The following is a 25,229-nucleotide window of genomic DNA, read 5'->3' as shown; positions in this document are numbered from 1 at the left end:
GCCCCTGGTACAACCCCGATGATCCCCGGATACCCTGGCCCCATGGACCTGCTGAACCTGGACGACCAGCTGACCCCCGAACAGCGCATGGTTCGGGACACCGCTCAGGGTTTCGTCAGGGAACACGTGCTCCCGGAGATCGCCGACTGGTTCGAACGAGGGACATTTCCCGCTTCGTCCCTCGCGCCCGTACTGGGCTCCCTGGGCATGCTCGGCATGCATCTGTCCGGGTACGGCTGCGCCGGGCTCGACGCGGTTTCGTACGGAGTGGCCTGCCGTGAACTCGAAGCCGGAGACTCCGGGCTGCGGTCGTTCGTGTCGGTTCAGGGGTCGCTGGCAATGTTCCCGATCTGGAAGTACGGGTCGGAGGAGCAGAAATCGGAGTGGTTGCCGAAGCTGGCGGCCGGCGAGGCGATCGGGTGCTTCGGGTTGACCGAGCCTGATCATGGGTCGGATCCCGCGGGGATGCGTACCCACGCCAAACAGGACCCGTCCGGGGACTGGATCCTCAACGGCGCCAAAATGTGGATCACCAATGGTTCCATCGCGGATGTCGCCATCGTCTGGGCTCAAACCGATTCGGGGGTTCGGGGGTTCGTCGTCCCCACGTCGACGCCGGGCTTCACCGCCCCTGAGATCCACCGCAAGCTGTCCCTTAGGGCCTCGGTGACCTCTTCGCTGTACTTCGATGACGTACGGCTGCCGGCGTCCGCGGTTCTCCCCGGTGTGACCGGGTTGAAGGGGCCACTTTCGTGCCTGTCTGAGGCACGGTTCGGCATTCTGTGGGGGGTTGTGGGGGCTGGGCGTACATGCCTGGAAGCCGCGATCGAGTACGCGAAGACTCGTGTTCAGTTCGGGAAGCCCATCGGAGGCTTCCAGCTCACCCAGGAGAAGCTCGCCTGGATGGCCGTCGGCCTCGGTCAGGCCGGTCTCACCGCGCTGCACTTGGGCCGCTTGAAGGACGCGGGCGAGCTCTCGCCCCGGCAGATCAGCTTTGGCAAGCTCGCCAACGTGCGGACCGCGCTGGACATCGCGCGGCAGGCTCGGTCCGTCCTGGGGGCCAATGGGGTGACCTTGGAGTATCCGGTCATCAGGCACATGAACAACCTGGAGAGCGTGCTGACGTACGAAGGCACGCAGGAGATCCACACGCTGGTTCTCGGGGAGGCTCTGACGGGTCTGCCTGCCTATCGGTGAGGCTTGCCGCTAGTCTGGATCACGGGGAAAGCACGTCGCGGAGCGGTTGCGACTCGCTGTACCCTGCAACAGCAAGGGGTGCTAGCTCAACGGCAGAGCTCCGGACTTTTAATCCGTAGGTTCAGGGTTCGAATCCCTGGCGCCCCACCACATCATCGCAGGTAGAAGCCCAATTACTGATCCATCAATCAGGATCTCGGGCGAGTCGTTCTTGATCATGTTCCCCCCGTGTTCCCCCGCTCAAACCCTCGTCTGGACTTGACCAGGCCGGCGAGTCATGTCGTTCCAGCCTGCGGGTCATCCCGCCACCATGCGAGCACCACGACAAGGGGGCTCGCATGGCACGAATCGTCGAGCGGACCGCGAAAACGGAATGAAAGCCTGGCTCGTCAAGTGGCGGGTCGGCGGTGGAAGACACGGCCGGGAGGACTTCGAGACCTGCTACACCAAGGAGATCGCCCAGTCCTTCGCGGTACTGGTCGGGGACAACGGTGAGAACCGGTCGGAAGGCTACCCTAAGGGCTGTCACGGCCTTCAGCAGACCGGTTCCACCTGTCCCGATGCGGGCATGCCGACGTTCAAGCAGTACGCGCGGACGAACTACGCCGCCCGCACCGCGGCCTCGCCGACTCGGCGATACGACTACCTGGCCGAGGCCAAGCGGCACGTGTTCCCGTTCTTCGGTCACCTCCCGCTCAACGAGGTGACCCGGCGGGTCCTGCGCGAGTGGGCGGAATGGATGCTCGCCAAGCCGTCAGCGCGCAACGAACACCAGCCGGGCAAGCCGCTCTCGCCCGAGCAGGCCGCCCGCCGATGGGCCCTCGCCAACGACATTCCCGTCAAGAAGACCGGTCGCGTGTCCTCGGAGGCGCTGCGGCTCTGGCGGGCCGCAGGCTCACCAGTCCCGCAGGAACGAGCAGCCGCAACACTGTCCCCCGGGACGGTCGCCAAGCTCTACCGTGGCTCCATCAAACCCGTCTTCCGCGCCGCCATGCAGGAAGGCGAAGACGGCGAACCGCCCCTGCTGTTCTCAACCCCGTGTGATGGCTTCCATCTCCCCGCCACACCGGTAGCGGCACCGGCCGTGCTCTTCGGACCCGAGGTGGAGATCTACCTCCGGGCGGTCTACGACACCGATCCGGCCACGGCGCTATTCGTCGTGACCGAGATGGCAACCGGCCTTCGCTGGGGCGAACTCGCGGGACTGCATGTATCCGGCCTCGATCCGGCTGGAGGGGTCATCCACGTCGTCCAGGCGTACGCGCTGCTGCTGAACGAGAGGACCGGCCGCAAGGAGTGGCAGCTCAAGCCGTACCCGAAGAGCAAGAAACGCCGCCAGGTCCCGATAAGCATCCAACTCGCCACCCTGCTGACCCAGCACGCGAACGGCAAGCAGCCCGACGAGCCGGTCTTCCAGGGGGTGGCGGGCTGTTACATCGACTACGGCAACCAGCGCAACACTATCTTGCAGCCCGCCCTCACCCTCGCCCGCCAACGCGGCCTGTCCAAACACATCACACCACAGGCCCTCCGCCACACGATGATCACCATGCTCCGAGACGGCGGCGTCGCTCCCGGCGTCATGCAACTGGTGGCCGGCCACGAGTCCTACCAAACGACGGCCGGATACGCGGGATCACAGACACCCGCCCAGCGCAGACTCATCCTCGACTCCGTCCAACCCGTCGTGGACGCAGCCGAAGCCGTGTTCGACACCCCTCCAGAGGATAGCTACCTGTAGAGCCCGCTCCGTGTCATCACCAGCCGTGAACCGTCGATAACCGCGTCTTCGGGGTTGTCAGGGTCACGCCCTCGGCGAAGCGGTCGGCCTCCTTGATGCGGAGACAGCCACGCTGCGATGGGTCCGCCAGTCGCGGTGCCTACCTGCTGTGGCGAGTCTCCCACGCCTATCATCCGGAGGTAGCGGTGCGGCTGATCTGCTGGTTCCCGCCCGGCACCGGCAAGATGGTCGTCGTGCTGTGTGCCGGAGACAAAGCGAGGCTGGGCGACCTGTTCTACAACAGCGTCGCCGTCCGGGCAGACGTCCTGATCGACCAGCGGGAACGGGAGACGTCCTACGAGGAGAAGCCATGACTGAGCCGGAGAACACAAGTTTTGTGCGCGGCAACGACCATCTGGACCGGCTCCTATCCGACCCGCACCTTGCTGCCGAGGTCGCCCAGGCTCACGAGGCGGCCGAAGAGATGGACCAGCCGTCTCAGGGGCCGATTGGTCTGCCGACACCGAGGGCTGGCCGCTTGTCTCTGCGACGTCAGAGCGGTCCGTCGGCCTAGGGTGGGGCGGGTGAGTCGTGGTGATGCCGGTCAGATGGTCCTGGACGAGGTTGTTGCGGATGCCCGCCTCGCCATGCTGGAGTTCGACGGTGCCCGGGCGTGGCTGAATGAGGCCCGCCAACGTCCTATGGAGCCGCTGGCGGTCGAGGTGTGGGTCACCGACCCCGCCTTCGAGCACGTACTGCTGGTTAAACACCGCGTGCGCGGATGGGTGCCGCCCGGAGGGAAGGTAGAGCCGGGCGAAGGGCCGCGTGCGGCGGCGGTCCGCGAGTGTCTAGAGGAGACCGGGCTACGACCCACGCTGCTGCCCGAGCCTGTAGCCGTGGCGGTGCGTTCCTATCGGGCCGATTGGTCCCCGACGCTGGGCCTGTCCTACGCCGCGATCGTCGGCCGCGACGTGCCGCTCGGCGGGGAGCAGAATCAGCCGCCAGCATGGTTCTGCTTGGACACGGACTGGCAGAGCATCTTCCCCGAAGACCGCGAGCGGATCCGTTTGCATGCTCGGCGCCTCGCAGCCAGTCGGCCGATCGGTGGTCGCTGAGTACCGGGCGGCGCCGTGGTCATGCGGTGGCCTCGGCCTCCGATTGCTGGGCGACGACGACGAGCCAGCTCGTCACGGTCGGGGCGTCCGGGGTGGTCAAGGCGTAGGCGGCGTCGAGTATCCGCATCCGCTGGGCGTAGGTGAAGTTGCCTTCGGGCTGCGCGAAGACGGGGATGGACAGCCATGCCTTCTTCTCGGCCATGGTGCTGTGCTGCGCGGTGACCTCGGTGTCGAGGACAGCCAGTCCGGCCGCGGCCAATTGCTCGATCACCGCCTCCAGTGGAAGCGTCGGCGACGTGTCTGTGGCCATAGGCGACGGGGTGTATCCGTCGTTGCGGGCGGCGACTTGGCGGATGAGGGAGTTCAGCGACGGCCCTGTGGGGACGGATTGTTCGTCGGGGTGCCGCACACCCGCGAAGCCACCACCGATGTTGAAGACGAACCGTCCGCCTGAGCGCAGGATGTAGGCGACGGCTGCGAACACCGCAGGGGTGTCGGTCTTCCAGATCGCCGAGTTGCACACCACGGCGTCGGCGCCGCCGGCGGGGACGTGGTCGGCGAGTTGCTCGGCCGGGGCGGTGATCCAGGTCAGGCGGGCGTCGGTCAGGGTGCGGCGCCCAACGCGCTGCATCGCGGCGGCGTTGTCCACGGAGAGAACCCTGGCCCCGGCCGGGATCAGGTCGAGGATCGCGCGGGCGGTCGCGCCGACGCCGCCGCACAGGTCGACTACCAAGCCAGCATCGGCCAGGTGGGCTCGGCGGGCGAGGTCGCGGCTGGTGGCGTCGTACATGGGGTGGGCTCGGGTGAAGGTCTCGTACGCCTCGGCGTTGGTGTCCTCGTCCCAGCCGAGGATGGCGTCCCGGGGTGCCATGGGTGCGGTGGCCTCGCTTCGCGGAGAGGGCCCGGCAGCCCGGGCCGGGCGTTGAGCAGGTCAGAAGAGCGCGGACTGCACGGCGGCGGGCGGTGAGGAGAACTGCGCGCCGAGGGTGATGCGGCGGCCCTTGAGGGCGCCGAGGTCGAGCAGGTAGGCCAGTTCGCCGTCGCCGTCGAGGGAGGCGAGGACCTGGGTGCCGATACAGGCGAGCACTGTCAGTCCGTGCTCGCCCTCGCGTGTCGTGCGGGTATAGGGCGCGCTCAATGCCCAGGGCGCGGAACAGATCGCCGTCGCCGGGCGGCTCCCACGGCTCCAGTACGGCAGGAATGTTCATGTCGGCCAAGATTTCGGCCGCGCGGGCAACATGCTGCTCATGGGCGGCGCGAACCGAGCTAAGGTCGCGCAGCTGCGCCAGGGCCGTCAGTTTGGCTGCGGCCCGCACGGTCTGCGGCAGGCCGAGGCGATGCGTGAGGGCGTCCTCCAGAAACCGCACGACGCGGCCGTCAGGACTCTGGGCCAGGTAGGTGGCGACCAGGGCACCCTGCTCGTCGAGGCGGGAGCGCTTGCGAGGATCGGCTGCAGTGCCGACTTTCGTGGTGCTGTCAGCGAATGTCGCCAGGTACAACCAGTGCGGCTGGGTCATGTACGCCGCCAGTGCGTCGGGGACATGGCCTCCGGAGTGGAACTGATGGGCGAAGCGGAACTCGTCCCTGCTGGCGCAGGCGTCGCACTGGCCGCCGATCTCGGCCGAGGCCCGGTCTGGGCAGGCTACGGCCTCGACGCGGACGCGGTCGGCGAACCGGTATCGGCCGGTGCACCACCGGCCGATACCGCTCACCTGATAGCCGAGACGCTGGCCCATGATCCCGGCGTGGACGAGCGGTCCGTCGGGCAGTGAGGCGAGCAGGAGGCGGGGGTCTCTGCTCGCCCAGGTGATGCCGTGGCAGACGTACATGCTGCTGGTGGGCAGGGCCTGGTCCATGCGCGTTCCTCGTCGATCGGAGCGGTGGGTGGGTCAGAAAGCCAGATGCAACCTGTCGGCCAGCGCGGCGGAGGCGGCCTTGAAGACCTGGTCGCGGTTCATCTCGGCGACGTCCAGCGACAGCCAGGCACCGCTCGCCGCCTGCTTACGCATCTGGTTCAGGACGGTGTCCTGGTAGCGGATGAAGTCCTCATCGTCGCCGCCGGAGTGGCCGGTCTCCAGGGAGGTGTACGAGCCCTTGCGGGCAAGGGCTTCGCGGGCACCGATGTTCAGGAAGAACACCACGTCCGGTTCGGTCAGGTGAGCGAAGACCTGTTCGGCGAGGCGAGTGGGAACCTCGGGGTTGACCGCGTACCGGGCGAGAATCTTGTGGTGCGCGTTGTCGAGCACCACATAGGTGCCCGCAGCGACCGCAGGCCGGACCACGAGCCGGTCCTGCAGGGTGTACCAGGACGCCAGCGCCAACAGCCAGTAGTGGTCACCGCACGCCTTGGCGACGCGGGCGTCCCGCCGGTAGACCAGCTCGTTGAGACGGTCGAGATAAGCGGACAGCTCCGGGTCCCGAGGAACGTCGGCGCTGTGCTTGCTGACGAGGATCGCCTTGTGGCCCGCGTCGTTCAGGGCCTGGCGCAGCCGGGTGGCAAGGGTGGACTTGCCGGCCCCGTCGCCACCGACGAAGGAGATCACCTTCCCAGGCTCGGGGGTGGTCGGCGCATTCGCCGTCATCGGATTCCTCCCAAGGTGTGGGCCGCGCTTCCGGTCAGGCGGCCGGTGATGATGGCGTGGATCCGGTCAACCAGGACCGCGCGCCGGTGCAGGACATCGCCCTGACGCTCATTGGACAGGTCGGCGGCGTATTGCGTGGCGAGGTTGTTGGAAATGACGTGGAGGTAGCCGAATCTGATCCCCGCCTGACAGGCCGCCACTCCCATGCGCCCGATCTCCGGGTCGACGAAGGCATAAGAGGTGGCGTGCCGGGCCAGCCAGTCGCGATCCTCCAGCAGGATCGACGGCGAGGAGACGTGCAGGCCGCTCCGTACTCCGCCCTGGGTGGCGGCGAAGTCGCCGAAGAAGTCGTCCCAGCTCACCAGCGCCCCGCCGAGCAGGCTGGTGTTGCCGGTGGCCAGCCACGTGTTGGGCTCGATGCCGGGGGTCAGTGAGCCGACCTTGCCGACGTAGACGACGTCACCGACGCCGAGTTCGGCCAGGCGCGTGACGACCCGTCCGGCGACGTCGCCCCAGATGCTGTGGAGAAACCCGAGATAAACCACGCGGCGGCCAGCGACCTCGGCCCGCTGCCAGGCATAGCCATGCCCGTAAGTCCACACCCCGTCCTTGGGGGCGAGGCATTGCAGGCCCCAGCCGACGATCACCAGGTCACCGTCGAGCTCCAGGTCGAGCGTTTTGAGCGCTGTGCGGCATTCCTCCTGCCCAGGCGGCTGGTAGGTGACGATGTCAGCCGGGCGGCCGGTCATGGCCAGGTACGTGGCAATGATCAGCGCGTAGTGCTGGACGTAGTCAGCGCCAGGGAACGCCTTGACAACCAGGTCACGGCCGTGCGCCTCGGCGGTGGGCCGCTCGATGTTGAACAGCTTCCCGCTCTTCTCGTGCCGGGAGATCACCGCAGTGCGGTCGTAGCCGCCGAGGACACGGATGCTGTCCCAGCCCTGGTCCTGGATGAGGTGGTGGACCTTGATCTCCAGGTAGCGCAGCAGCCGATCGCCGCCCATGGTGTGCCCGAAGGGGTTGATCGGAGCGGCACGTAGCAGCCCCCGGGCGGGGTCGGCCAGCAAGGTGGTCATCGGCGCTCCTCGGCGATCGTCACGGTGCTGCCAGCCGCCGCTCGGACGACGGAGATGTTCTTCCGGATCAGGTCGAATCGGTCCTCGGCGATCGGGCCGAGCTCCTCGATCCGAGGCGTGGAGGGCTTTTCATACGGCCCTTCGTGCGACAGGGCGATGCCCATCGCGCCGAGGATGACCGGGGCCGCGCCGTCCACGGAGGAGATCCACTCGTGCTCGCGCTGCTCGATCAACTCCAGGTGCCCGGTGCGGCCCAAGCCAAGGAGCCGGTAGACGATCAGATCGTCGACCATGCCGCGGTCCTCCAGGTAAGCGGTCGCTGCCCACCGGGTACGGCACAGCTGCCCGCCGATGTCCGGCCGACGTGAGGCCGGCAGGGCGACGGCCCCGGCCCAGCCGCTGGTCACGATGGCGTCGTAGGTGCGCAGCCACTCCTGGTCGTCCGCTGCGTGCAGGACTGCGCACAGCCGGAAGGCGTCGCCGGACAGTTCCCGGATTTCTCGCGCGGCCTGCTTGCTCGCCCGCAGCGTCGCCGCCCCGTCCCGCATGACGTCCGGCAGGATGATCTCCCTCGCCGACACGGCGAGCGCGGCTACGACGAGGCTGGTCGCGGGCAAGGCGTAGCCGAGGTCGAAGAGCCCGTTGTCGACGATGACCTCGGCGCCGCGCTCGGCCTCGCGGGCGAAGAAGGCCCGGTAGATCTCATCGGAGAGGACTCGCTGAGCGGCCACATGGTGGACGCGGGCTGGCTCCTGGGCGACGAAGTTCTCCAAGTAGGCGGGCGGGGCGATAACGGAGAAGTCGATGCCCGTGGCCGTCACAGCGTCCCCCAGTGCCCGGCTGCGACGGTGAGGAACTGCTGGGAGAGGACGGTGTCGGTGCCGAAGCGCCCGCCCGTGTGCACGGTGGTGGTGCTGGCCTCCTTCATCCGTACGCCGCGCATGCTCATACACAGGTGCACACCGCGCACGGCGACGGCGACGTCCTCGCGCCCGATCACGCTGGTGAGGTACTCGGCGACCTGGCGGGTGAAGCGTTCCTGAACTTGGAGGCGACCAGCGAAGTGCCGAGCGATCCGCCCGAACTTCGACAGGCCCAACACCTCGCCAACCGGCACGTATCCGGCGGTGACCTGCAAGTTCATGGGCAGCAGGTGGTGCTCACACAGCGACCACACGCTCATACCACCCACGATGACCAGCTGGCTGCTCAGCTGGGACTCGGTGAAGCGGGTGGCCGACGCGGTGCCGTCCGAGGATAGGAAGGCGTTCCACCAAGCCGCGACGCGGTCCGGAGTGCCGATCAGCCCTTCGCGGGCGGGGTCCTCGCCCAACTCGACCAAGAGCTGGGCGATCAGGTCGGCGACCCGGACGGCGTCGATGTGCGCCGAGAGCCGGCTGGGCACGGGTACCTCGGCGCTCGGAACCGCCGCAGGTCTGGCGACAGAGGTCGTCATGGGCTTCTCTCGTTTCCGGGGACTGGGAACGGATGAGGTTGGTGCCTGCGATCAGCGGCCTCGGGCGTCCGCGAAGGCCAACACGTGGAGCCGGGTAGAGAAGTGCCAGTGCCGGGCCGCGACCGCGTCCGCCAGGAGACGGGTAGTTACGGTGATCGCCTCAGCGGTGGTGCCCTCCGGCATCACCCACACCGGCGCGAGCCGGTAGACCTCGGCAAGCTCGGCGATCCGGTCGACATCGGTGATCGTGGAAGCGACAAACTTGAACGCCGCCCGCCCGGATGCCGCGAACGCCTCCAGTACGGCGGAAACAACGCTCTTGGTCTCGTCCACGCCGAAACTGGCGAGCTTGGGCGAGACATTGAACCGGACCCCGTCGACCACCAGTTCGGGGGCAGGCGCGATGGTGCCGTTCGTCTCGAACTCAACCCGCTTCCCGGTGGCCAGCAGACCGCGGACGAGAGGCACCAGACGCGGCTGCTGAATCAACGGCTCACCGCCGGTGATCACGACCAGTTCGACCGGCGAAGACGCGGCCCACGCCACCAGGTCCGCCACGGACCGCTTCACCGACTCCTTGTGCGGGTCGAACCGGGACCAGTCCCAGGTGTACTTCGTGTCGCACTTCGCGCAGGTGAGGTTGCACCGAGAGAGGCGAATGAAGAGGGCAGGGTGCCCGCAGCTCGGGCCTTCGCCCTGAAAAGTCGGGACCTCGACGCCGAAGCACTCCGCGACGATCAGCCAAAACCTGGCGTCGCCCGTCGCCGATCCAGCGGTGATCGGCCCAGACGTGGTCACTGCCCCTCCACATCGAAGCGGGCCCAACTGCTCCCTGTCTCGCGGACGAGGACGGAGACCAGGCGTCCGGAGATCGTCGGCTGGAGGTTCTGGATGAACCAGCCGGCCAGGAACTGGGCCAAGCGCTCCGAGGTTGGCTCGAAGGGCAAGATCTCGTGCAGGTTGTGATGGTCCAGTTCGCTGTCCAGGAACTTCTTGAACGGGGCGAGCGCATCAAAGTCTGTGATGAAGCCGGGCTCCTGCAGGGAGGGGGCGGTGAGGACGACCTCGACCTCGTAGCTGTGGCCGTGCTGGCGGGCGCACTTGTGCTCGGGCGGTAGCCCCGGAAGCCGGTGGCCGGCCTCGAAGCCGAACTTCTTACCGATGGTGAAGACACCGAGCGGCAGCGGAACGGAAGTGAAGTCCATGGTTGTCCTTGATGAGTTGGGACGGGCGGCTCCGGCGGCCCCGGCGGGGTTCAGACAGGGGACGGCAGCCGGGTTTCGAGATCCGGCAGGACGTGGGCCCGCGTCGTGCCGAGACGGAAGTCGACGGGTGGAGTGGCGGGGGTTCAGCGCACGGCAGGTGCTGTCTCTCACGATGCATTTGCGGCTGACCAGCCGTCATTGCCGCTGTTCTGTAGGAACATTGACTGGACTGCGCAATGTCCGTCCCGTGTCCATGCACCAGGGCGGCCTAGGGACCTGGCGGGGGGTCGGCAGTGAGCGGAGTTACCCGAGGTCGTCGTGCGGAGATCAAGCGTGAGGCATCCCGGATCCGTGCTCAGTGTCAGCGTGAGGGGCACACTCAGGAGCGGATCGTCACCACCCTTCGATCGGCGCTGCCGGAGCTCACTGCCCTGGAGGCATGGCGTCTGGCATTGGGGTGGTCGCGGGCCCAGGTGATTCGCGAGGTGGCTGTCGCCTACCGGGCCGAGGGCCTGCTGCCACCGGGTCTGACGCCCGCCATGCTGTGCCGTTACGAGCACGGGCAGGAGGCGCCCGGCGACGAGTACCGGTTGATGATCTCCCGGGTCTACGGGGCCCGCCCCGACCAACTTGGCCTGGCGACACGCTGCCTGTGGTGCAGCACCTGCGCGTCCCCACCCCCACTGCACTACGGTCAGCACCAACGCGAGGGGACGACTACAGGCCGAAGGGAATCCATGACGACCGCCAGCGGGTTGCCCGCCATCCGCGAATCCGTTCAGTGGGCTGTCCTCGACGCACCGGAAGGCTCCCCGGCCCTCGTCGCCCTGGCCGAAGCGGCTGTGGAGCACTACGCCCTCAACTACAGCAAGCACCCACCGGCGATCCTGCTGGAAGAGGTTCGCGGAACCCGCAGTCTGCTCTCCACCGTGGTGGCCGCAGCGGACCGCGAGACCGCACTAGGCCTTCGGCGGCAGGTCGGCTGGCTGTCAGCTCTTCTCGGCAACCTCGCCTACCACTTGGACGATCGCACCGGGGCCCGAGCCCACCTCACTCTGGCGGGTGCCCTTGGGGAGTCCACCCGGGAGGGGGCGCTCACCGCATGGGCCAGCGGAGCGCTGGCCATGGTCGCCACCGCCCGGCAGGACTGGGAGCATGCCCGCGGGCATGCCGAATACGGCCTTCAGCACGCCCCCGAGGGCCTGCGCCGCGCGCAACTCCTAGGCTGGGCCCTGCTGCCCACGCTCGCTGCCCTTAGGCTGGCGTCGGAAGCCGATGACGTTGTCAGCGAGAGCGACGAGATCATGCGGTCTGCCGTCGAATTGCCAGGCCGTTTCGGGTACGACCGTGCCGAGCATCGCCTGCACGTGGCCGAGGCCAACCTGACCCTCGAACGGTTCGACCGAGCTGCCGAGGTCGCTCGCGAGTCCATCGCCGCTGCGCCCGCTGAGACTCCGGCGTGGGCGGCCGCGACCCTCGTCCTCGCGCTCGCCGAAGCCCGCGACGCCCCGGAGCAGGCGGCCGACCGCGCGCTGGGCGTGCTCGATCTCATCCCGCCGGCGCGGCTTCGGGCGACCGCCCGAGACCGCCTGGCACGGCTTGGACGCCTGCTCGACAGTTCGACAGTTGCGTCAGCAACCGAACTCGCCGAACGCCTGCGGACCCTTCCGGCTCCAATCCGTACCGACGGGACCGCCGCGTAGCTGTCCAGGACTCCTGGCGGGCACTCACCGGCATCGGTTGTCCGCACTCCGGCCTTCGGGTCGACGTCACGGGCCGCGCGCATCCCTACGACGGGCGAAGATCGCTAAGGCTGACTGTGTCAGGCCGAGCCCATGTGCTGACCACAATGCATCCCCAGGAAGTGGGCCTGCGGGCCTGCAGCTTCCCAAACAGCTTGTTGAACTGCCAAGCCTTGGTCAACGCACCGAGGACAGAAGGAACCTCGTTCAGGATGGCAGCCGCTTTGACGGGCCCCTCCCAGAACGGATCGTTGTGCTCGTTTGTGCCTTCAGCACCCTGGCTACCCTTGCTATGACATTCTCCGCGCCGCCTACTCTAGGCACGCTCGTTCCGGACGACCACCGGTCTCCGCAGTTCGCGCCGGTCGCAGTCAAGGGGGTGCTGGTCCAGACCGCCGATATCCCTATGGCGACCGACTCCTGACACTATCGGCCCGAAGACCAACACGCACAGCCGACCAGGCGGGAGGGACCATTGATCGATGAGCCCGGATACGCGACCCTGAGGATGGGGCTACGCCCGCCGAGGGTCGCAGTGATCTTCGATGGGGGCGTGCAGTGGCATTACTGGGCGCGCCTGGCCCTGTACGCATGCACGAGATTGTGGGGTGGTGAGGGGTTCATCCTCATTCCCCATCAGGGCGGCCAGGTCCGATCGGAACTCTTGGCGGCAGCGAGAGCCTACGACCCTGACTATGTCGTTGCGCTACAGCGGACCATCAGGTTCGTTGAACAGGCGACGCCCGGCGAACTCCTTCTGAGAGATCAGGGCGGAGTCCTTCTTGAGGGCGAGCATCGCGACCAGTTCATCCAGACTTACGGAGAAAGTCTGGTCGAGTCGGCGGATGACGCCGCGGCCCGAAAGCAGGTCGCTGGCATATGCTCCCCTCACCGCCGTCGGGTCGAAGGGGGCGGCTGGGACGAACCAGTGACCGTGCTAGCCGCAGAAGGCGACGCCTTCCGGCTCACGAAATGCGCTGACCTTTTCTCCAGTTCTGAAGGCGCGTGCCTCAGCGCCCCGGCAGGGTGGGGCGATGCTCTTGGCGTCCTGACCGCCGCACGGTGTGGCGCGGTGGAAGAACCACGCCAGGGTGGCACCCATGACCTCGATGAGAGCACGCTCCGGCAACTGATCCTTTGGCTGATGGCCCCTGACGGAGGGTTCAACGCGCCACCGTCGCAGTTGATATGGCAGCCAGGATTGGTGCTTGGCTGGGATCCCGCACAACTCGACACGGCCTTCACCCGGTCCCGCCTCGGCCTCGTGTCAATCAGCCGAGGCTTCGCACCCCAACAGAACGTCGTGGTCGTCGTAGGCGATGCGGCGGAGGACTTCGCACTTGCCCATGTGTACCGGCGTCTTTATGGGCGAGGCATCTGGTTGCCCAACGCGTGGCTGGCCTCCAATGCTGTTCAGTCGATGGCGATTTTTGGACTTCGTTCGACGCTTTCCAAGCACGTCCTTCGGGGCGGGAAAGTGATCGTGGCGACGACATCACTCGAGGCGCCATCGATTGATGTGGTCCTCTCCGAACTTCGGCAGCCCACTTTCTGGAGTGAGGGCGACCACGAGCGGCTTGCTAAGCAGTTTGAGGAGCATGTGCTTGGGGGCGCTGTCACGTGGCCGACCGATAGGATGCAGTACTCGGCTGTTGACGGCCAGTTCGATCAGGACTACGCCATCCCGATCAAACGTAACGAGGCCGGCGACGTTGAGATGGCCGTAATCTGCCCGCCCCCGGCGATCAACCAGCCCGAACTGGCAGGCTCGGCCAACCTTCACTGGCAGGTCGATGTCGAACTAATCGAGACGGTTTCTCCTCGCGGTCGCGGACTCGATGGTCACGCAGTCTTGGCAGAAGGCCAAGACCCTTACCTAACATGGGTTCGAAACGGACGCGACGGCATCGTCTACGAGTCAGAGCGTTTCAACTTCATCGCCGCCGGCACGTCACCAGTCTCTCGGCTGGCTCGCCCTCGACTACGCGTTCCCGGGCTCGCCAGGTGGGCCGACCTAATGGCAAGGCAAGCCGACCGGAGAATGCGCTTCTCAGCCGCCGGGCGCCGGGTCGAAGTAATGCGACAGCTATGGGGAGATCGCGCCACCCTCGCAAGCCAATTCGCAGGACCGATGTTGCCAGTTCTGCGAAAATTTCGCCCAACCGCAAAGAAATCCACACTCGCGCTAAGCGAAGCCAACGGTGACGTTCTCGCCACAGGTGCCGGCCAACATCTATGGGAGGCCTACCTCACCTTCTCCGGAGTGCTCCATTACGGCGAAGCCGACAAAGGCTCCACTCAGGTTTTTCGTGAGCAGGTCGACGAAATGCTGACACGAGGGATTCTTCGGCGTGGCCTCATCTTGGGCTGCGAACTGTGCGGGAGACCGGCTTTCCTGGAAATCGGCGACCTTGCACAGATGAACCGGTGCCCCCGATGCTCCGCAGCAAATTCATTGTCCCAGGCCCGTTGGCGAAAGCCAGAAGACGAGCCGCAATGGTACTACGACCTACATCCAACCGTCCGCGAGCATCTCGCTCAGGACGGGGAAATTCCGCTCCTGCTCTCCCATCACCTGCGTAGCGGCAGTCGTGAATACAACGATGCCGCAGAGCTTGAACTCTCAGATGACAGCGGTCCCCTCGCAGAGTGCGATCTGGTTGCTCTCCGTGACGGGAAAATCATCACAGCAGAGGCGAAGCGCACTGGATCACTCGGTGAGGGAAAAACGCTTCGACAAGCAATCGCCAAACGAGCGCTTCTCGCGGAGCAGATCCAAGCGGACCAGATTCTCCTAGCAACAACCGACGCGAAGTGGCAACAGGCGAGCGTCGACGCCCTACGCCAGGAGATAAGACAGCGCCCGTGGACTATGCCCGCTCCGCAGGCACGCCTCATCTGTGGACTAGGCACAGCAACGGTGACCGATATGGAACTTGACGCTGAAACCGGGCTTCTTACTCCTTGGCCGAAAGATCGCTGATGAGGAGGTCATCGCCCTAGCTCTGGCAGGCTTGCATCCTTAATCGGCCAGAGCCATTGTTTCGCATGGACATCACATCGAACCTAACTGACACTTTGGGTTGGTATTGTGTGCCGCACCCATCCCCATTCGGAACCGGCTCCTGCTTTGAAAACCCGCCTCTAGCTGAACAAGTTCCGCCCCTCCATCAGCGCCTCTGCCGTCAGCTCAACTCGATTACCTAAGTGGTCGAACCCGAACATTCTTGTTGGGCGGTTCAGCGCCTCAGATTTCGATGGGTAGTGAAAGTATAAAATCTCCCTACAGTGTGGACCAGCCTCGGTCATGATTGCATCCTGGCAAGTTGCAAGGATCATGATTCCGTGTTCGCGAGCAACGGCGGCAATTACATCGAGAACTTCCCTGCGGTGCTCCGAGCCTAGCGAATCGCCCAGTTCATCGAGAATCAGTGCTCGCCCTCGAGAGTCTGGGGCTGCCAGCAACGCTGCCAGGACGAGGTGAATTGAGAAGAGTTTTTCTTGTGCAGTATTGGTTACGTTGTCGTACGCAAGCATCGGCCCCGCCGGATTTCGCCGCCATCTCGGCGTGACCTGGCAGACCCACTTCTTGTCCGGAGCGCTCGGCGGCGTGATGGAATAGTCCAGTCTGGCACCCAGCCCATTAGGTGCCCGGCGGTTGAGTGAGTCAAGGGCCTGACTGATCCGGTCAAGTGCTGATGATGCACGCTGGCGGATCGCACCTTGGGTCACCCCCAAAGCCTCTTCAAGCTCGCGGCATTTTGCCTCGGCGAACTCTGTCACCTGCGCACGTTGCATACGACCGCGCAAGACATCGTCATGAGCTGATGCATCTCGCTCAGCGAAGTCGTCAAGCCAGCCCGTGAGAACACCGAGCGTGCTGGCCAAAAGGTCGGCAGAAGGGCCTTCTGCGTTGTCTCGACTCGTCAAGTAGGCAGCTACGCTATCGGCGACATCAGTCGGCGGAGCTCCACCTGCCTCTGGGTATACGCGAAATCTGGCGACCGCCTCAACGAGTTTGTCATTGGCGGTTCGTAGCAGCAGCGAAGCGCTTCTTCGTTCTATGTCCCCGCCGTCGACACTGCGCACAGGTGGCTCAGCCTGGTCGATAAGGACGTCATACTCCTCGTCGACCTCCAGCCCGGGCCAGCCAAGCTCACGTAGCGCAGCGTCAAGTCCGCGCCCCCACACTGCTAGGACGGTATCGTCGGGACGAATGGCCGCCTCGTATTTGGCGATGGCGGCATCCCTTTCACGGAGAGCCGATTGCGCCTGTAGCAGTTTGCTGTTGATCTCGTTGAGAGAATTTGTATAGTCGTCGACCGCCTTATTCGCCGCTTTGAGTGCGAGCGCCATCGTGTCACGAGCTCCTCGCAATAATGGCATCACTTCGGTTCGGTGGGCACTGAGTTGTTGCTGCGCCACTCCCTTCTTGCCCAGGAGGTCGGCCAGTCTCTCGGCCGCCTGAGCTCTTTCGGCATTTAACTTCGCCAAGTCTGAGTGCGCGGTGGCTTGCTTCAGGGCCGACAAGTAACCGCCGTGGGCTCGAGTCGCATCGGCAACTCGCCGGTCCCAATGGGCTATCAAGTCGTCATGTCCAACAATCGGCGTCTCAAACTCACCGACAATGCGAATGCCGGAACTTTCATCTTTAACATGGAAGATTGGCTCGCCTGTAGCTTCTTGACTGCATAGAGAGTTCAAGAAATGAGCAGCACGGGCGGGAGCCGATGCTATACCCTCTGGGAGAATCAATCTGTCGCGTTGACTACCATCCGGATCTTCAGATGGTTCAGAGATCAGGATCGTTCCCGGACGGTCACGCAGTAGGGGTAGAGCGGAAGCCAGATCGTCTCGGGCGATCAGGATGGCGTCTTGCCAGGGGGCGAGTCGCGCTTCCCAGGTGTGTCGATGTGAGGCATGAAGGCGAACCGAGGCGACAAGAGAGGTGGCTTCGATATTCTCCTGTTCCAGCCGGCGAATGGCCTCACCGGCTGAACCGAACTGTCCTGATTCAGCCTGCTCTCTTGCTTGGCGGGCCTCGCCGAGCGCCTCCGTTGCGGCCTTTAGATCACCCTTCGCTTCACCCACGGCTTCAAGAAGCAGTTCACTCTTGGCGATTGCGTCCTTTGCACTCAACTCGGTCGCGAGGTTATACCCGTTGGCTGCACGGCGGGTCTCGTCAATCTGCTCGTTCAGGCCGGCCTCTTTTTGCGCAAGTTGCCCATCGGTTTGAAGGCTTTGTTCGTGGGCTCCGGCCGCCCTTTCGAAATCATCGTTGGCTTTGTCTAGAGCTTGTTGAAGCCCTTTAATGCTGCCGAGTTCCGTCCGCTTCCCGGCGAGGAATTCGACATCGTTCGCCAAACGACTGCGAACCTTGGTATCTCTCTCGTGGAGATACTTGGCCGATTCTGCTCGTGCATGGCTGTCTATCACTGAGCGGGCAAGGCTGGCGCTTCTTAGCCTGACAGCGCTGCGTATCAGATTTCGAAGATCCTCACGCGCGTCAACTTGCCTGAGAATCTTATCTTCCTTGTCCGTGAACACCCGGTCGTTTTCCCTGTGCGTGTTCAACTCGGCTTGCTTAGCGGCGAGGCCGCGGCGGTCTTCCTCATCCCTTTCGAAGAGCGTCGCCCTGCCTGTGAGGGCAATGAGGGAATCTCCGATTTGCTCAGGTGTGAACGTACCCGCATCCAGCTTTAATAAGGAAGGGCGAGAGCGGACTTGGCCTCGGCTAGCGACGTACGCCAGGACGCGAGGACTTCGGCCGTACAGAACTTCGGCAAATTCACCTCCGCCCAGTACGTCACCAGCCAGAGAGCGGAACACTTGGGGCGCCGTTGCGTGCCTTTCCCGGTCGTCTATCCCTCTCGCCAGATGAACTCCAGCAGCGTGCCGCACCTGAATATAGGGGGCACTAGAGGAGATCTTCATCCAGACCGTATGCGCGGACTCTGGGATACGATCGGGGTCAGCGAAGATTCCTGCAATATAGCCTTCGGTGGCAGCACTGGCTCCGGTGGCGATTCCGGCAGTGACCGGTTCAAACAACAACGCCGCGACCCCGGCGGCGCCGTTACCGCCTACGCGCCACTCGGGATCGCCAAGTAGCAGAGCAACTGCGGCCAGGAAGCTGGTCTTTCCCGACTCGTTTGAATCGACCGGCCCCATTCCCGTAACGGCAATAAACGTTTCGGGTATCAGCCCTACCGGATGGCTGGTGAGCCGTGCAATGTCTAGCGTCTGAATCAGTACAAGCTGGCGCGTTCCAATTACTCCACGCTTAGGCCTGGCCAGGCCTGGCAACAGTTCCGCAGTCATCGACTCTTCCCAGCTCCCTCGTTAACTCCGGTAACGTCATTGCGTGCGTCTCTGATGCGTTGAGCCATGTTGCCGTGAGGCCTGCCAAGTACGATCATGTCTTCCCAGAGCATGTTTCGTTGTTTCGCGGTCAGCCGAGATAGGGCAGGACCAGGAACGTATCCACCACTCTGAGCGCTCGCGATGAAGCCTGCGCGACGAAGTGCGCGTAAAGCGTTCGTGGCGGCTGTGCGATTGATCGCCCGGTTAGCGATTATCTTGTCGAGTTGGACGCCATTCTTGCTGGTCCATCTATCGTCAAGGCGAGGGTTCTTACTCCGCGGAATCGCTACCGTATGAATGAGTACAAGGGCGAGTACTGCTCGCTGTGTGGGATGCAGGGTTCCGGTCCCTTCACAGACAAGTGCCTCCGCTATCGGGTCCGGATATCCGGTGATCCATTCGCGCGCACTCAGCGAAATGAGACTTCGGCCAGATTGCGCGAGCGTTGACTCAACCGTTGACTGGATTGTCGGATCGGCGAGCATCGGCAGATCGTCTCGGTCAACCGAACCGTCAGCCATATCTAACGCGCACACGATCATTCGCACCGTGGTGTCGAAGTCGCTCGCCGGCGCTCGCCCCTCGGCAGTTAACCATCGGACGCCTGCCACGGATAGTGCAGGTAGCGAGCCCGTCTCCTGCTCATCACTCGCCGACGCGGAATCGGAATCCGTCGGTTGAGGCAGACGGTCATGGATCCGTCGCAGTTGGGCCCACGTGGTCAGTGGAAGAGCAGCAGCGGCTGGTCCTAGCGTTCCTCGAGCTCCGCTCCACCTGACAAGGCCAGCTCCGGGCAACGTGGTGTCCAACGCCGATACGACGGTATTTCGGTCGGCGCCGAGGTCAGTGCAGGTCGTGAGGATCGAATGGCGGGAAAATGGGTGCCCCGGGAACGGATCCGACTCTGGTTCTGGCCATGCCGCGCCTAGGCAGGCTGCCCAGACCAGGTTTGAGATGGGCGACAGGGTAGGAGCTGGAGCAGAAGGGTGCAGGTTGGGGTTGGGCGCCGCATCGTCGAGCCATCCTCTGACGAGGATCGTTCGATTGGGACCTACCTCCAGTTCACCAAGCCGCCTGTCCGACGCGGCGGCAGCCTGGGCCGCCTGAGCCAGCGCTGAGCGGTCACTCGGCAGCTCGATATCGCCGCCTGCTCGGATACGGGCAAGAATTAGCGCACCAGGACCCACAGAGGCTTGCCCTTGCACAGGGCACTCGGTGTACCGAGCCGCCTCGGCCTGATCGCTAGTCACGGTCACCGCCGTCCGTGGTGTTCAATTGGTCGATTTTTGATTCCAAGCTTTCCGGCATCACATCGGTGCGAATCAGCCGTGCAGGGTGCAGGTAGGTAACCGGTGCCTCTCGATCGACCAGCAGATGCTCGTCGATGGTCAGCACGAAGGGCTCGTCTTTGTCGGAATCCAAAGCCATCGCGTCCGTGAGTATTTGGAGTGCCGCCGGCCAACTGGTCTTCATCGCCTCGGTTAAATCAGCTTCGGATCTTCCGCCAAGTAGTGCTTCCAGGCCAAGCCGCCGACGGCGCTTTGCCTCCCTCGCTGCTTGTTCGACTGCGGCAATTGGATCGGGGTCGTGAGCGCCCGCAGGTGGTTCAGGTGGGCGAATCCGATGCTTCGACCGTGGCCGGTAGTGGTCCAGAGCGTTGATCATCAGGCTGACATCGATCACAATTTCTGGAGCATCCGCGACGAGATGGGCGCCCACTGCGGCGAGAGCATCGAGGCTGCTCGTGATCGCTGCGTCCTCGTATTCGCGTGGTGTCAGGACGTCGAAATTGAGACTCGCACCACCCTGAGCAAGAACCTTGCCGATGGCTGCACGAACCTGGGCCCGATAGAACTGTTCAGCTTCTATAAGAGCTGCGCCCGCGTCCTCGAGCTCATAGACGCCCGCAAAGCGGGAGGTCACAAGCGCGTTGAGGTCAGCCACTTGTTGGGTGTAACCACTGTGGTCGTGCTGACGTCCCGTAGTTATGAGCTCAGCCGAAGTTCCTGTTGCCACGCAACGTTGTAGGTCTCTTGCAAAAACAGTCAGCGTGAAGCGACATGTCTGCAGGTGGTTGAGTACCCTTCGTGGATCGGGGTGGTCCATTTGAAGTGCAGCCCGTGTCCGGTCTAAGAGCAACACCATTTCGTCAATTCCACCATGCTCAACCACACGCTGGGCCGCCAGCGCACCAACCAATCCAGCCGGTTTGATGACATATTTTCCTTGATATACCTTTGGGAGATAGCTCTCCAGGAACCCTTCAGCATGCAAATGCTCTAATCTAGCATTTATAGCTGTAGGCGAAATGGTTACCCCGTGACGGAGAAGCGTTTCCCGTATCTGTGCAAACGTCATTCCGTTCTCGCCGTGATGTTCCGAGTATACGCCGATGATCGCAACAACCATCTCGACGAGATCGGGTTCCTCGACTACAGCTCCAGCCCGACTGGTTAGTGGAGCGGCAAATGACTTCCAGGTTGCTTTCTGTTCTGTGTGGCTCAGCTGCTGGCGATTAGAATCGAATATATTCATCTGTTCCGTCGGCTGGAAGATGTCCGCGCGGTCGTCCTCATTCAGAACTTCGCCGATATCGACCTCAGGCACGGCCAGCTCCAGCGATCACGTTTTCAAGGAGCCGGGGCAACAATGGCAGCACGCCTTCTTGGATCGGTTGCTGCTCGCACGACCCTCCATACTTAGCGATCTCTTTGGCGAGTGGCCGCAAGGATACCGGCCCTTTCAGAGCAAGCTTTGCAGCCAGCTTTTTGTCTCCGTCAACAGTTTTTGCCTTCTGATTCTTGCGGTGTGGGGTCTTTTCCCATAATTCGAGGTCCATGCCAAGCGAGTGAACCAGTCGGCCAAGTTTTCCTTCCAGCACATGAATAATTTGAATACCATGGGCGTCCAAGTCGCACCACGCCGCTACCGGCAAATCAAGATCGCGCAGGAGGTGCACCATTCCGTCGCTTGAGTAGCCTTCACCCCAGACACACAGCCAGCGCTCGGGTACACCGGGAATCTTGCACACCTTTTCGAAGGTGTCGGCATTCTCTACAATCAGCACACCGACAGCGCTGCATGAGACATTGCCCGCAGCACGTATTCCGCGCGCAGGGAGCGCGATCCACGGCCTAGCCACGTTCGCATCAGCGGCCACGCTGCCAAGAGTCCACGTCAACGGACCACGCAGCCGCAAGTCGGTGTCCGCTTTATCGACGGCTTGGTCAAACCCCTGGCCGATCAGGTTGGAAAAGGCGGCCTCACGCTCCGGCGTCCAAGCCTTGGAGTCCAAGAAGGCTCTGCCTGCGAGGTCGTTGGCCGTCAATTTGTCGCCACCGTCTGCGTTGTGCGGAAACCACACGATGGCTGCACGCAACGCGTGCTCATAGACGCTCCATGCGCCGGCCCGAGTCGCGGATCCGTTCGGCACACGTAGCGGCGACCTGGAGGCAACAGCCTCGAGGAGCGTGCGCTCGCCATCCAACTCGGAGACGTCCATCATCTTCCTGATCAGCTCACCACGGAGCGCGTCCGGATCTGGCCGACCACGAAGATCATGGAGGACATCGACATGCATGAGAGACCACGAGTGCGACCGACGCCAACTGAGCGGCTGCGCTAGGTCAAGATCGTCGTCGACAGCGCACCGAAGGATCACTCCACCGGCCACCACCAAATCGATCGCCTTCTGCGATACCCGGTCGGCACCGAAATAGCCGACGACCGTAGCCCAATCTCTGCGCCCAGCCTCCAAAGCGAAGATCAGCTCGCGCGAATCCAGGGTTTCCGGTGGCCGATACGCACTCGTAGGGCCTTCCGCGACAAGATCGACTATCTCGATGTTGGGCTGACCGCGCTTGTTCCGAGGCAAATGGCCCTGGCCGTTGCGCCGTACGGGAACCGTTACTGCGACGACTCCAGGCGGCAGGCCGCCAATAGAGGCCCGCTCCCGCCCCTCACGTTCGCCGAATAAGAGGTGCACACTCCCACCTTGATCTATGGCTCGCCATGCCATTGGTGATCTTGTTCGGACCGCAAACGAGGCATCACCTGCATCAGTAGATGCTAGACCTTACCGACTTAATTCCATGAATGGCCGAGAAACTATCCAATGGAGTCCAACTTGGTGACAAATTGCCCCGATCTCACCTTTTTGTCTTGATCTTTTCGTCGTCCAACACCGCGAACCGTTTCTGGAAGCGAGTACGTGCCACCGAACTACGCTCAATTGCTACACAGGCCGCCTGAACTTCGGGCTATGCATCCCAACGAGCTTTGAACAGCGTGTCCCGTTTTCGCAGCTCTGCTGCAAGATGTGCTTGCTCAGGCCGGGGCGAAGCCAGCGACGGGATGCCGCGCGGTGCGATCACGATGGAGTCGCTCTTCGACCCGCCGAGGACATGTGCGACTGCTCGGCAACGAGGAGGTAGCGATCGAGGCGGCCGGGACTGCCGATCGGTTGATTTGATCGATCGACTTCCGGTTCACCATCAGGAACTGATCAGATGGACAGCGAGGCACCACGCGTTGCGTGGTTAGATTCCTACTGGCCGCCGAAGCTGTCCCCCTCAGCGCCACCACTGCCACCGTGCCTGGAGCCGCTCGGCCCCCTTAACAGGGCAAGCCAGTGTAAAGACCTGGGCCTAGTTCGCGTCCCCTGTGGTTCGGTAAAGCCCAGACGGGTAGTTCTCGGTTGCTCGGCGGTTGCTCGCTGGTACGTGATACGACGCGGCACGGGCCGCTACCGACCGGCACTAAATCCGGGATGTCAGCGGGCAAAACGGCAGGACTCGACACACCGCGACAGTGGACGGCATCCAACCCTCGAACTTTTAATCCGTAGGTTCAGGGTTCGAATCCCTGGCGCCCCACCACCTTTGTCCCCATTTGACCTGCCGATTCCTCCCGATTTGGGGCCTCGATATCGAGGCGAGATCGCAAGGTGTTGCTCGTTGGCTGCTCATGGGCACGGACTGGGCACGCGCCGTGCCGCCTGAAGATCGCTAAGGGCACCTCACGTCAAGTCAGATCCACCTGAGGACCATAAGAGCACCTCCGAAAGCGGGCTCGCGGGTCTCGCTCTTTCCCGACCGGCTTGTTCACCGGCCAAGCCTGGCTCTTTTGAGGATGTCGCGTACGGTGCTGGGCGGTACCCGAAGGCCGATGCCGGTCAGTTCGCCGCTGATGCGCTGATAGCCCCACGTGGGATTCTCCCGGGCCAGGCGCAACACCGCCTCCCGGATGTCCGCGCGTGTAGAGGGGCGACCTGGGCGTTGGGCAGGGTAGGTCCAGCGGCGCGTCACCAGGGCACGGTGCAGCGCAGCAACGTCGCGGGGGTGACGAAGAAGACATCCCACGACGAGCGGGGAAGCATCCGAGACAAGGCCGCGAGCACGACCCGATCCACCGGCTGGAGATCAGGCCGGTTCACCTGGCGGCGTAGCACGGCGACCTGATCAGGGCCGAAACGTTCTCACATCGTGAGTCCGAACCACTGAAGAGCGTGAGCGGGATTGGTGTGGTAGTGCTCCACGGCCTCGGTCATGTTCGTCCAGCCGAGAGCGTCGGCGAGGCCGATCGCCAGGTTGTGGAAGGTGGCCATGGCACGTGGCGCGTTTCCGGTGCGCACGCGTGAGGCGTCCTCGCCGATCGTCACGTCTCTGACGTGGTGCAGTGGCTCCACCTACCAGTGCCCGCGTACGAGTTGGCCGGTGCGGGCGGGGGTGGCGCGGCCGGGCGTGAGGCTGGTGACGGCGTAAACGGTCTTGATCGTGATCTTTGTCCTGCGGCCGGGAGCGCGGCGGATGCGGCGGCGTTTGATCTGGATCGCCTGGACAGCGCCGGGGAAGGGCAGGCCGGGGCGGACGCCGCACATCTTGATCCGGCGGATCTCGGCGCGGCCGTGGCCGGTCCCGGTGGTGCGGTCTCCGAGCGGGATCTGGTTCCAGGGCAGGTCTTTGACCTGCCGCAGCAGGGCGGGCCGGTTGGCCTTGACGATGAGGATGTAGTCGCCGCCCTGGGCGATGACCTGCTGGGCGTGGCCGGTCTGGGTGTGCATCGCGTCCGCGGTGACGACGACGCCGGCCAGGTCCAGCCCCGTCAGAAGCGGCCCGAATGAATTGATCTCGTTGCTTTTGTCCTGGACTTGGCGCTGGGTGATGACGTGGCGTCCGTCGTGCAGGGTGGCGGACAGCAGATGGACCATGCCGCCGCCGCTGGTGCGTGTGCCGCGCAGGGCTTTGCCGTCGACGGCGAGTCCGCGCAGGTCACGGCCACCGGGGAGGCTGTCGTCCGGTGCGCCGGTCAGGGTGGGGGCGGTCAGCGCGGCCAGGAAACGGCCGGTCGCGGTGTCCAGGGCGTCGCCGTCCAGGCTGGCCAGGAGCCGTCCGATGGTGCTGGCAGCCGGGCGGCTGTGCGCGCATCTCAGGCCGAGCGCCGTCAGGACGGCGGGGCCGCTGTCGCGGGCGAACCGGCCGATCGAGGCCAGGGACCGGGCGCCGCTCATGACCGCGATCAGGCATAACGCGAGCAGGGAGCCGATACGGTGCCGGCGTCCGCGCCGGTCACGGGGATCGGGAACGGAGCTGAGGATCTGGGCGAGTCCGGGTAGCTCGGTGAGGTCGGGCGGTTCGGCGGTGACGGGCGTGGTGGTGCGGACGTTCAATGTGGCGGGTGAGCATGGCGATGGTGTTGCATGGCACGCGGACGCGGCCCTTCTTGATCGACCTGGACTAGACACCCAAGATCATCAGGGCCGCGTTCGCCGTTCG

At 64.2% G+C, this 25,229-nt stretch carries 20 protein-coding genes, 1 tRNA gene and 1 pseudogene; 7 read left to right on the top strand and 15 right to left on the bottom strand.

Features of this window, described 5'->3' with window-relative positions:
* The first annotated feature begins 42 nt into the window (after nt 1-42).
* The 5 genes from Aph01nite_RS14480 (at nt 43) to Aph01nite_RS14460 (ending at nt 4,032) form a co-directional block, all read left to right on the top strand.
* Nucleotides 43-1,197, top strand: coding sequence for an acyl-CoA dehydrogenase family protein (locus Aph01nite_RS14480; RefSeq protein ID WP_204041379.1), 1,155 nt, complete (start codon nt 43-45; stop codon nt 1,195-1,197).
* 75 nt (nt 1,198-1,272) lie between these two features.
* Nucleotides 1,273-1,347: transfer RNA gene (locus Aph01nite_RS14475), tRNA-Lys, on the top strand.
* Nucleotides 1,348-1,570: 223 nt separating this feature from the next.
* Nucleotides 1,571-2,938 carry a site-specific integrase gene (locus Aph01nite_RS14470; protein WP_204041378.1) on the top strand — a complete coding sequence of 456 codons (1,368 nt, stop codon included), beginning with the start codon at nt 1,571-1,573 and terminating at the stop codon, nt 2,936-2,938.
* A 185-nt stretch (nt 2,939-3,123) separates the two neighbouring features.
* Nucleotides 3,124-3,291 (top strand): hypothetical protein, encoded by a 168-nt coding sequence (locus Aph01nite_RS14465; RefSeq protein WP_204041377.1) that lies wholly within the window; start codon nt 3,124-3,126, stop codon nt 3,289-3,291.
* A gap of 210 nt (nt 3,292-3,501) precedes the next feature.
* Nucleotides 3,502-4,032 (top strand): NUDIX hydrolase, encoded by a 531-nt coding sequence (locus Aph01nite_RS14460; protein WP_239161685.1) that lies wholly within the window; start codon nt 3,502-3,504, stop codon nt 4,030-4,032.
* Nucleotides 4,033-4,051: 19 nt separating this feature from the next.
* On the opposite strand, the gene Aph01nite_RS14455 is transcribed toward Aph01nite_RS14460, so the two are convergent.
* From Aph01nite_RS14455 to Aph01nite_RS14415, 9 genes and pseudogenes are all read right to left on the bottom strand, one after another.
* Entirely contained in the window at nt 4,052-4,903 is an 852-nt protein-coding gene (locus Aph01nite_RS14455; protein WP_204041376.1) for a class I SAM-dependent methyltransferase, read from the bottom strand.
* 60 nt (nt 4,904-4,963) lie between these two features.
* Nucleotides 4,964-5,119: a hypothetical protein gene (locus Aph01nite_RS14450; RefSeq protein WP_204041375.1), complete on the bottom strand. Its 156-nt coding sequence runs from the start codon at nt 5,117-5,119 to the stop codon at nt 4,964-4,966.
* Between the two features lie 199 nt (nt 5,120-5,318).
* A pseudogene (locus Aph01nite_RS42620) lies at nt 5,319-5,549 on the bottom strand (DUF2797 domain-containing protein); the annotation flags it as partial.
* A gap of 372 nt (nt 5,550-5,921) precedes the next feature.
* Complete coding sequence (locus Aph01nite_RS14440; protein WP_204041374.1) at nt 5,922-6,614, bottom strand: dTMP kinase; 693 nt, start codon at nt 6,612-6,614, stop codon at nt 5,922-5,924.
* Nucleotides 6,611-7,690 carry a hypothetical protein gene (locus Aph01nite_RS14435; RefSeq protein WP_204041373.1) on the bottom strand — a complete coding sequence of 360 codons (1,080 nt, stop codon included), beginning with the start codon at nt 7,688-7,690 and terminating at the stop codon, nt 6,611-6,613. Before Aph01nite_RS14435 ends, Aph01nite_RS14440 begins: the two co-directional genes overlap by 4 nt.
* Nucleotides 7,687-8,511 carry a hypothetical protein gene (locus Aph01nite_RS14430; RefSeq protein WP_204041372.1) on the bottom strand — a complete coding sequence of 275 codons (825 nt, stop codon included), beginning with the start codon at nt 8,509-8,511 and terminating at the stop codon, nt 7,687-7,689. Before Aph01nite_RS14430 ends, Aph01nite_RS14435 begins: the two co-directional genes overlap by 4 nt.
* Nucleotides 8,508-9,146 (bottom strand): GTP cyclohydrolase I, encoded by a 639-nt coding sequence (folE, locus tag Aph01nite_RS14425; protein ID WP_204041371.1) that lies wholly within the window; start codon nt 9,144-9,146, stop codon nt 8,508-8,510. Before folE ends, Aph01nite_RS14430 begins: the two co-directional genes overlap by 4 nt.
* 51 nt (nt 9,147-9,197) lie before the next feature.
* Complete coding sequence (locus Aph01nite_RS14420) at nt 9,198-9,944, bottom strand: 7-carboxy-7-deazaguanine synthase QueE (protein ID WP_239161683.1); 747 nt, start codon at nt 9,942-9,944, stop codon at nt 9,198-9,200.
* Nucleotides 9,941-10,351 carry a 6-pyruvoyl trahydropterin synthase family protein gene (locus tag Aph01nite_RS14415; protein WP_204041370.1) on the bottom strand — a complete coding sequence of 137 codons (411 nt, stop codon included), beginning with the start codon at nt 10,349-10,351 and terminating at the stop codon, nt 9,941-9,943. The genes Aph01nite_RS14420 and Aph01nite_RS14415 overlap by 4 nt, the downstream gene beginning before the upstream one ends.
* 293 nt (nt 10,352-10,644) lie before the next feature.
* Between Aph01nite_RS14415 and Aph01nite_RS14410 the strand changes: the two genes are divergently transcribed.
* Together Aph01nite_RS14410 and Aph01nite_RS14405 are read left to right on the top strand one after the other, a co-directional pair.
* Complete coding sequence (locus Aph01nite_RS14410) at nt 10,645-12,054, top strand: hypothetical protein (protein WP_204041369.1); 1,410 nt, start codon at nt 10,645-10,647, stop codon at nt 12,052-12,054.
* 514 nt (nt 12,055-12,568) lie between these two features.
* The gene (locus tag Aph01nite_RS14405; protein WP_204041368.1) at nt 12,569-15,076 is read left to right on the top strand and encodes a hypothetical protein; all 2,508 of its coding nucleotides are present in this window, start codon (nt 12,569-12,571) and stop codon (nt 15,074-15,076) included.
* Nucleotides 15,077-15,237: 161 nt separating this feature from the next.
* Here the strand turns inward: Aph01nite_RS14405 and Aph01nite_RS14400 are convergent, their stop codons facing one another.
* From Aph01nite_RS14400 to Aph01nite_RS14380, 6 genes are all read right to left on the bottom strand, one after another.
* Nucleotides 15,238-18,414, bottom strand: a complete 3,177-nt coding sequence (locus Aph01nite_RS14400) for a coiled-coil domain-containing protein (RefSeq protein ID WP_204041367.1) — start codon at nt 18,412-18,414, stop codon at nt 15,238-15,240.
* A 1,284-nt stretch (nt 18,415-19,698) separates the two neighbouring features.
* A complete protein-coding gene (locus tag Aph01nite_RS14395) occupies nt 19,699-21,063 on the bottom strand; it encodes a hypothetical protein (protein WP_204041366.1) in 1,365 nt (454 codons plus the stop codon).
* Nucleotides 21,056-22,441: a Wadjet anti-phage system protein JetD domain-containing protein gene (locus Aph01nite_RS14390; RefSeq protein ID WP_204041365.1), complete on the bottom strand. Its 1,386-nt coding sequence runs from the start codon at nt 22,439-22,441 to the stop codon at nt 21,056-21,058. The genes Aph01nite_RS14395 and Aph01nite_RS14390 overlap by 8 nt, the downstream gene beginning before the upstream one ends.
* A gap of 1,117 nt (nt 22,442-23,558) precedes the next feature.
* Nucleotides 23,559-23,762: a helix-turn-helix domain-containing protein gene (locus tag Aph01nite_RS42615; RefSeq protein WP_373872295.1), complete on the bottom strand. Its 204-nt coding sequence runs from the start codon at nt 23,760-23,762 to the stop codon at nt 23,559-23,561.
* 170 nt (nt 23,763-23,932) lie between these two features.
* Nucleotides 23,933-24,115, bottom strand: a complete 183-nt coding sequence (locus Aph01nite_RS14385; RefSeq protein WP_204041364.1) for a hypothetical protein — start codon at nt 24,113-24,115, stop codon at nt 23,933-23,935.
* A 27-nt stretch (nt 24,116-24,142) separates the two neighbouring features.
* Nucleotides 24,143-25,123 carry an ISAs1 family transposase gene (locus Aph01nite_RS14380; protein ID WP_204041363.1) on the bottom strand — a complete coding sequence of 327 codons (981 nt, stop codon included), beginning with the start codon at nt 25,121-25,123 and terminating at the stop codon, nt 24,143-24,145.
* Nucleotides 25,124-25,229 lie beyond the last annotated feature (106 nt).

Origin of the sequence: Acrocarpospora phusangensis, assembly GCF_016862995.1 — a bacterium.
Classification (GTDB): Bacteria; Actinomycetota; Actinomycetes; order Streptosporangiales; family Streptosporangiaceae; genus Acrocarpospora; species Acrocarpospora phusangensis.
The sequence above is the reverse complement of the archived record's forward strand: the minus strand, read 5'-3'. Positions and strand labels throughout refer to the sequence as shown.

Bases quoted from the DNA above. Each gene is read 5' to 3' on its own strand.
- folE (WP_204041371.1), bottom strand. From the start codon at position 9,146: ATGACGACCTCTGTCGCCAGACCTGCGGCGGTTCCGAGCGCCGAGGTA.
- Aph01nite_RS14470 (WP_204041378.1), top strand. From the start codon at position 1,571: ATGAAAGCCTGGCTCGTCAAGTGGCGGGTCGGCGGTGGAAGACACGGC.
- Aph01nite_RS14480 (WP_204041379.1), top strand. From the start codon at position 43: ATGGACCTGCTGAACCTGGACGACCAGCTGACCCCCGAACAGCGCATG.
- Aph01nite_RS14440 (WP_204041374.1), bottom strand. From the start codon at position 6,614: ATGACGGCGAATGCGCCGACCACCCCCGAGCCTGGGAAGGTGATCTCC.
- Aph01nite_RS14435 (WP_204041373.1), bottom strand. From the start codon at position 7,690: ATGACCACCTTGCTGGCCGACCCCGCCCGGGGGCTGCTACGTGCCGCT.
- Aph01nite_RS14455 (WP_204041376.1), bottom strand. From the start codon at position 4,903: ATGGCACCCCGGGACGCCATCCTCGGCTGGGACGAGGACACCAACGCC.
- Aph01nite_RS14400 (WP_204041367.1), bottom strand. From the start codon at position 18,414: ATGACTGCGGAACTGTTGCCAGGCCTGGCCAGGCCTAAGCGTGGAGTA.
- Aph01nite_RS14415 (WP_204041370.1), bottom strand. From the start codon at position 10,351: ATGGACTTCACTTCCGTTCCGCTGCCGCTCGGTGTCTTCACCATCGGT.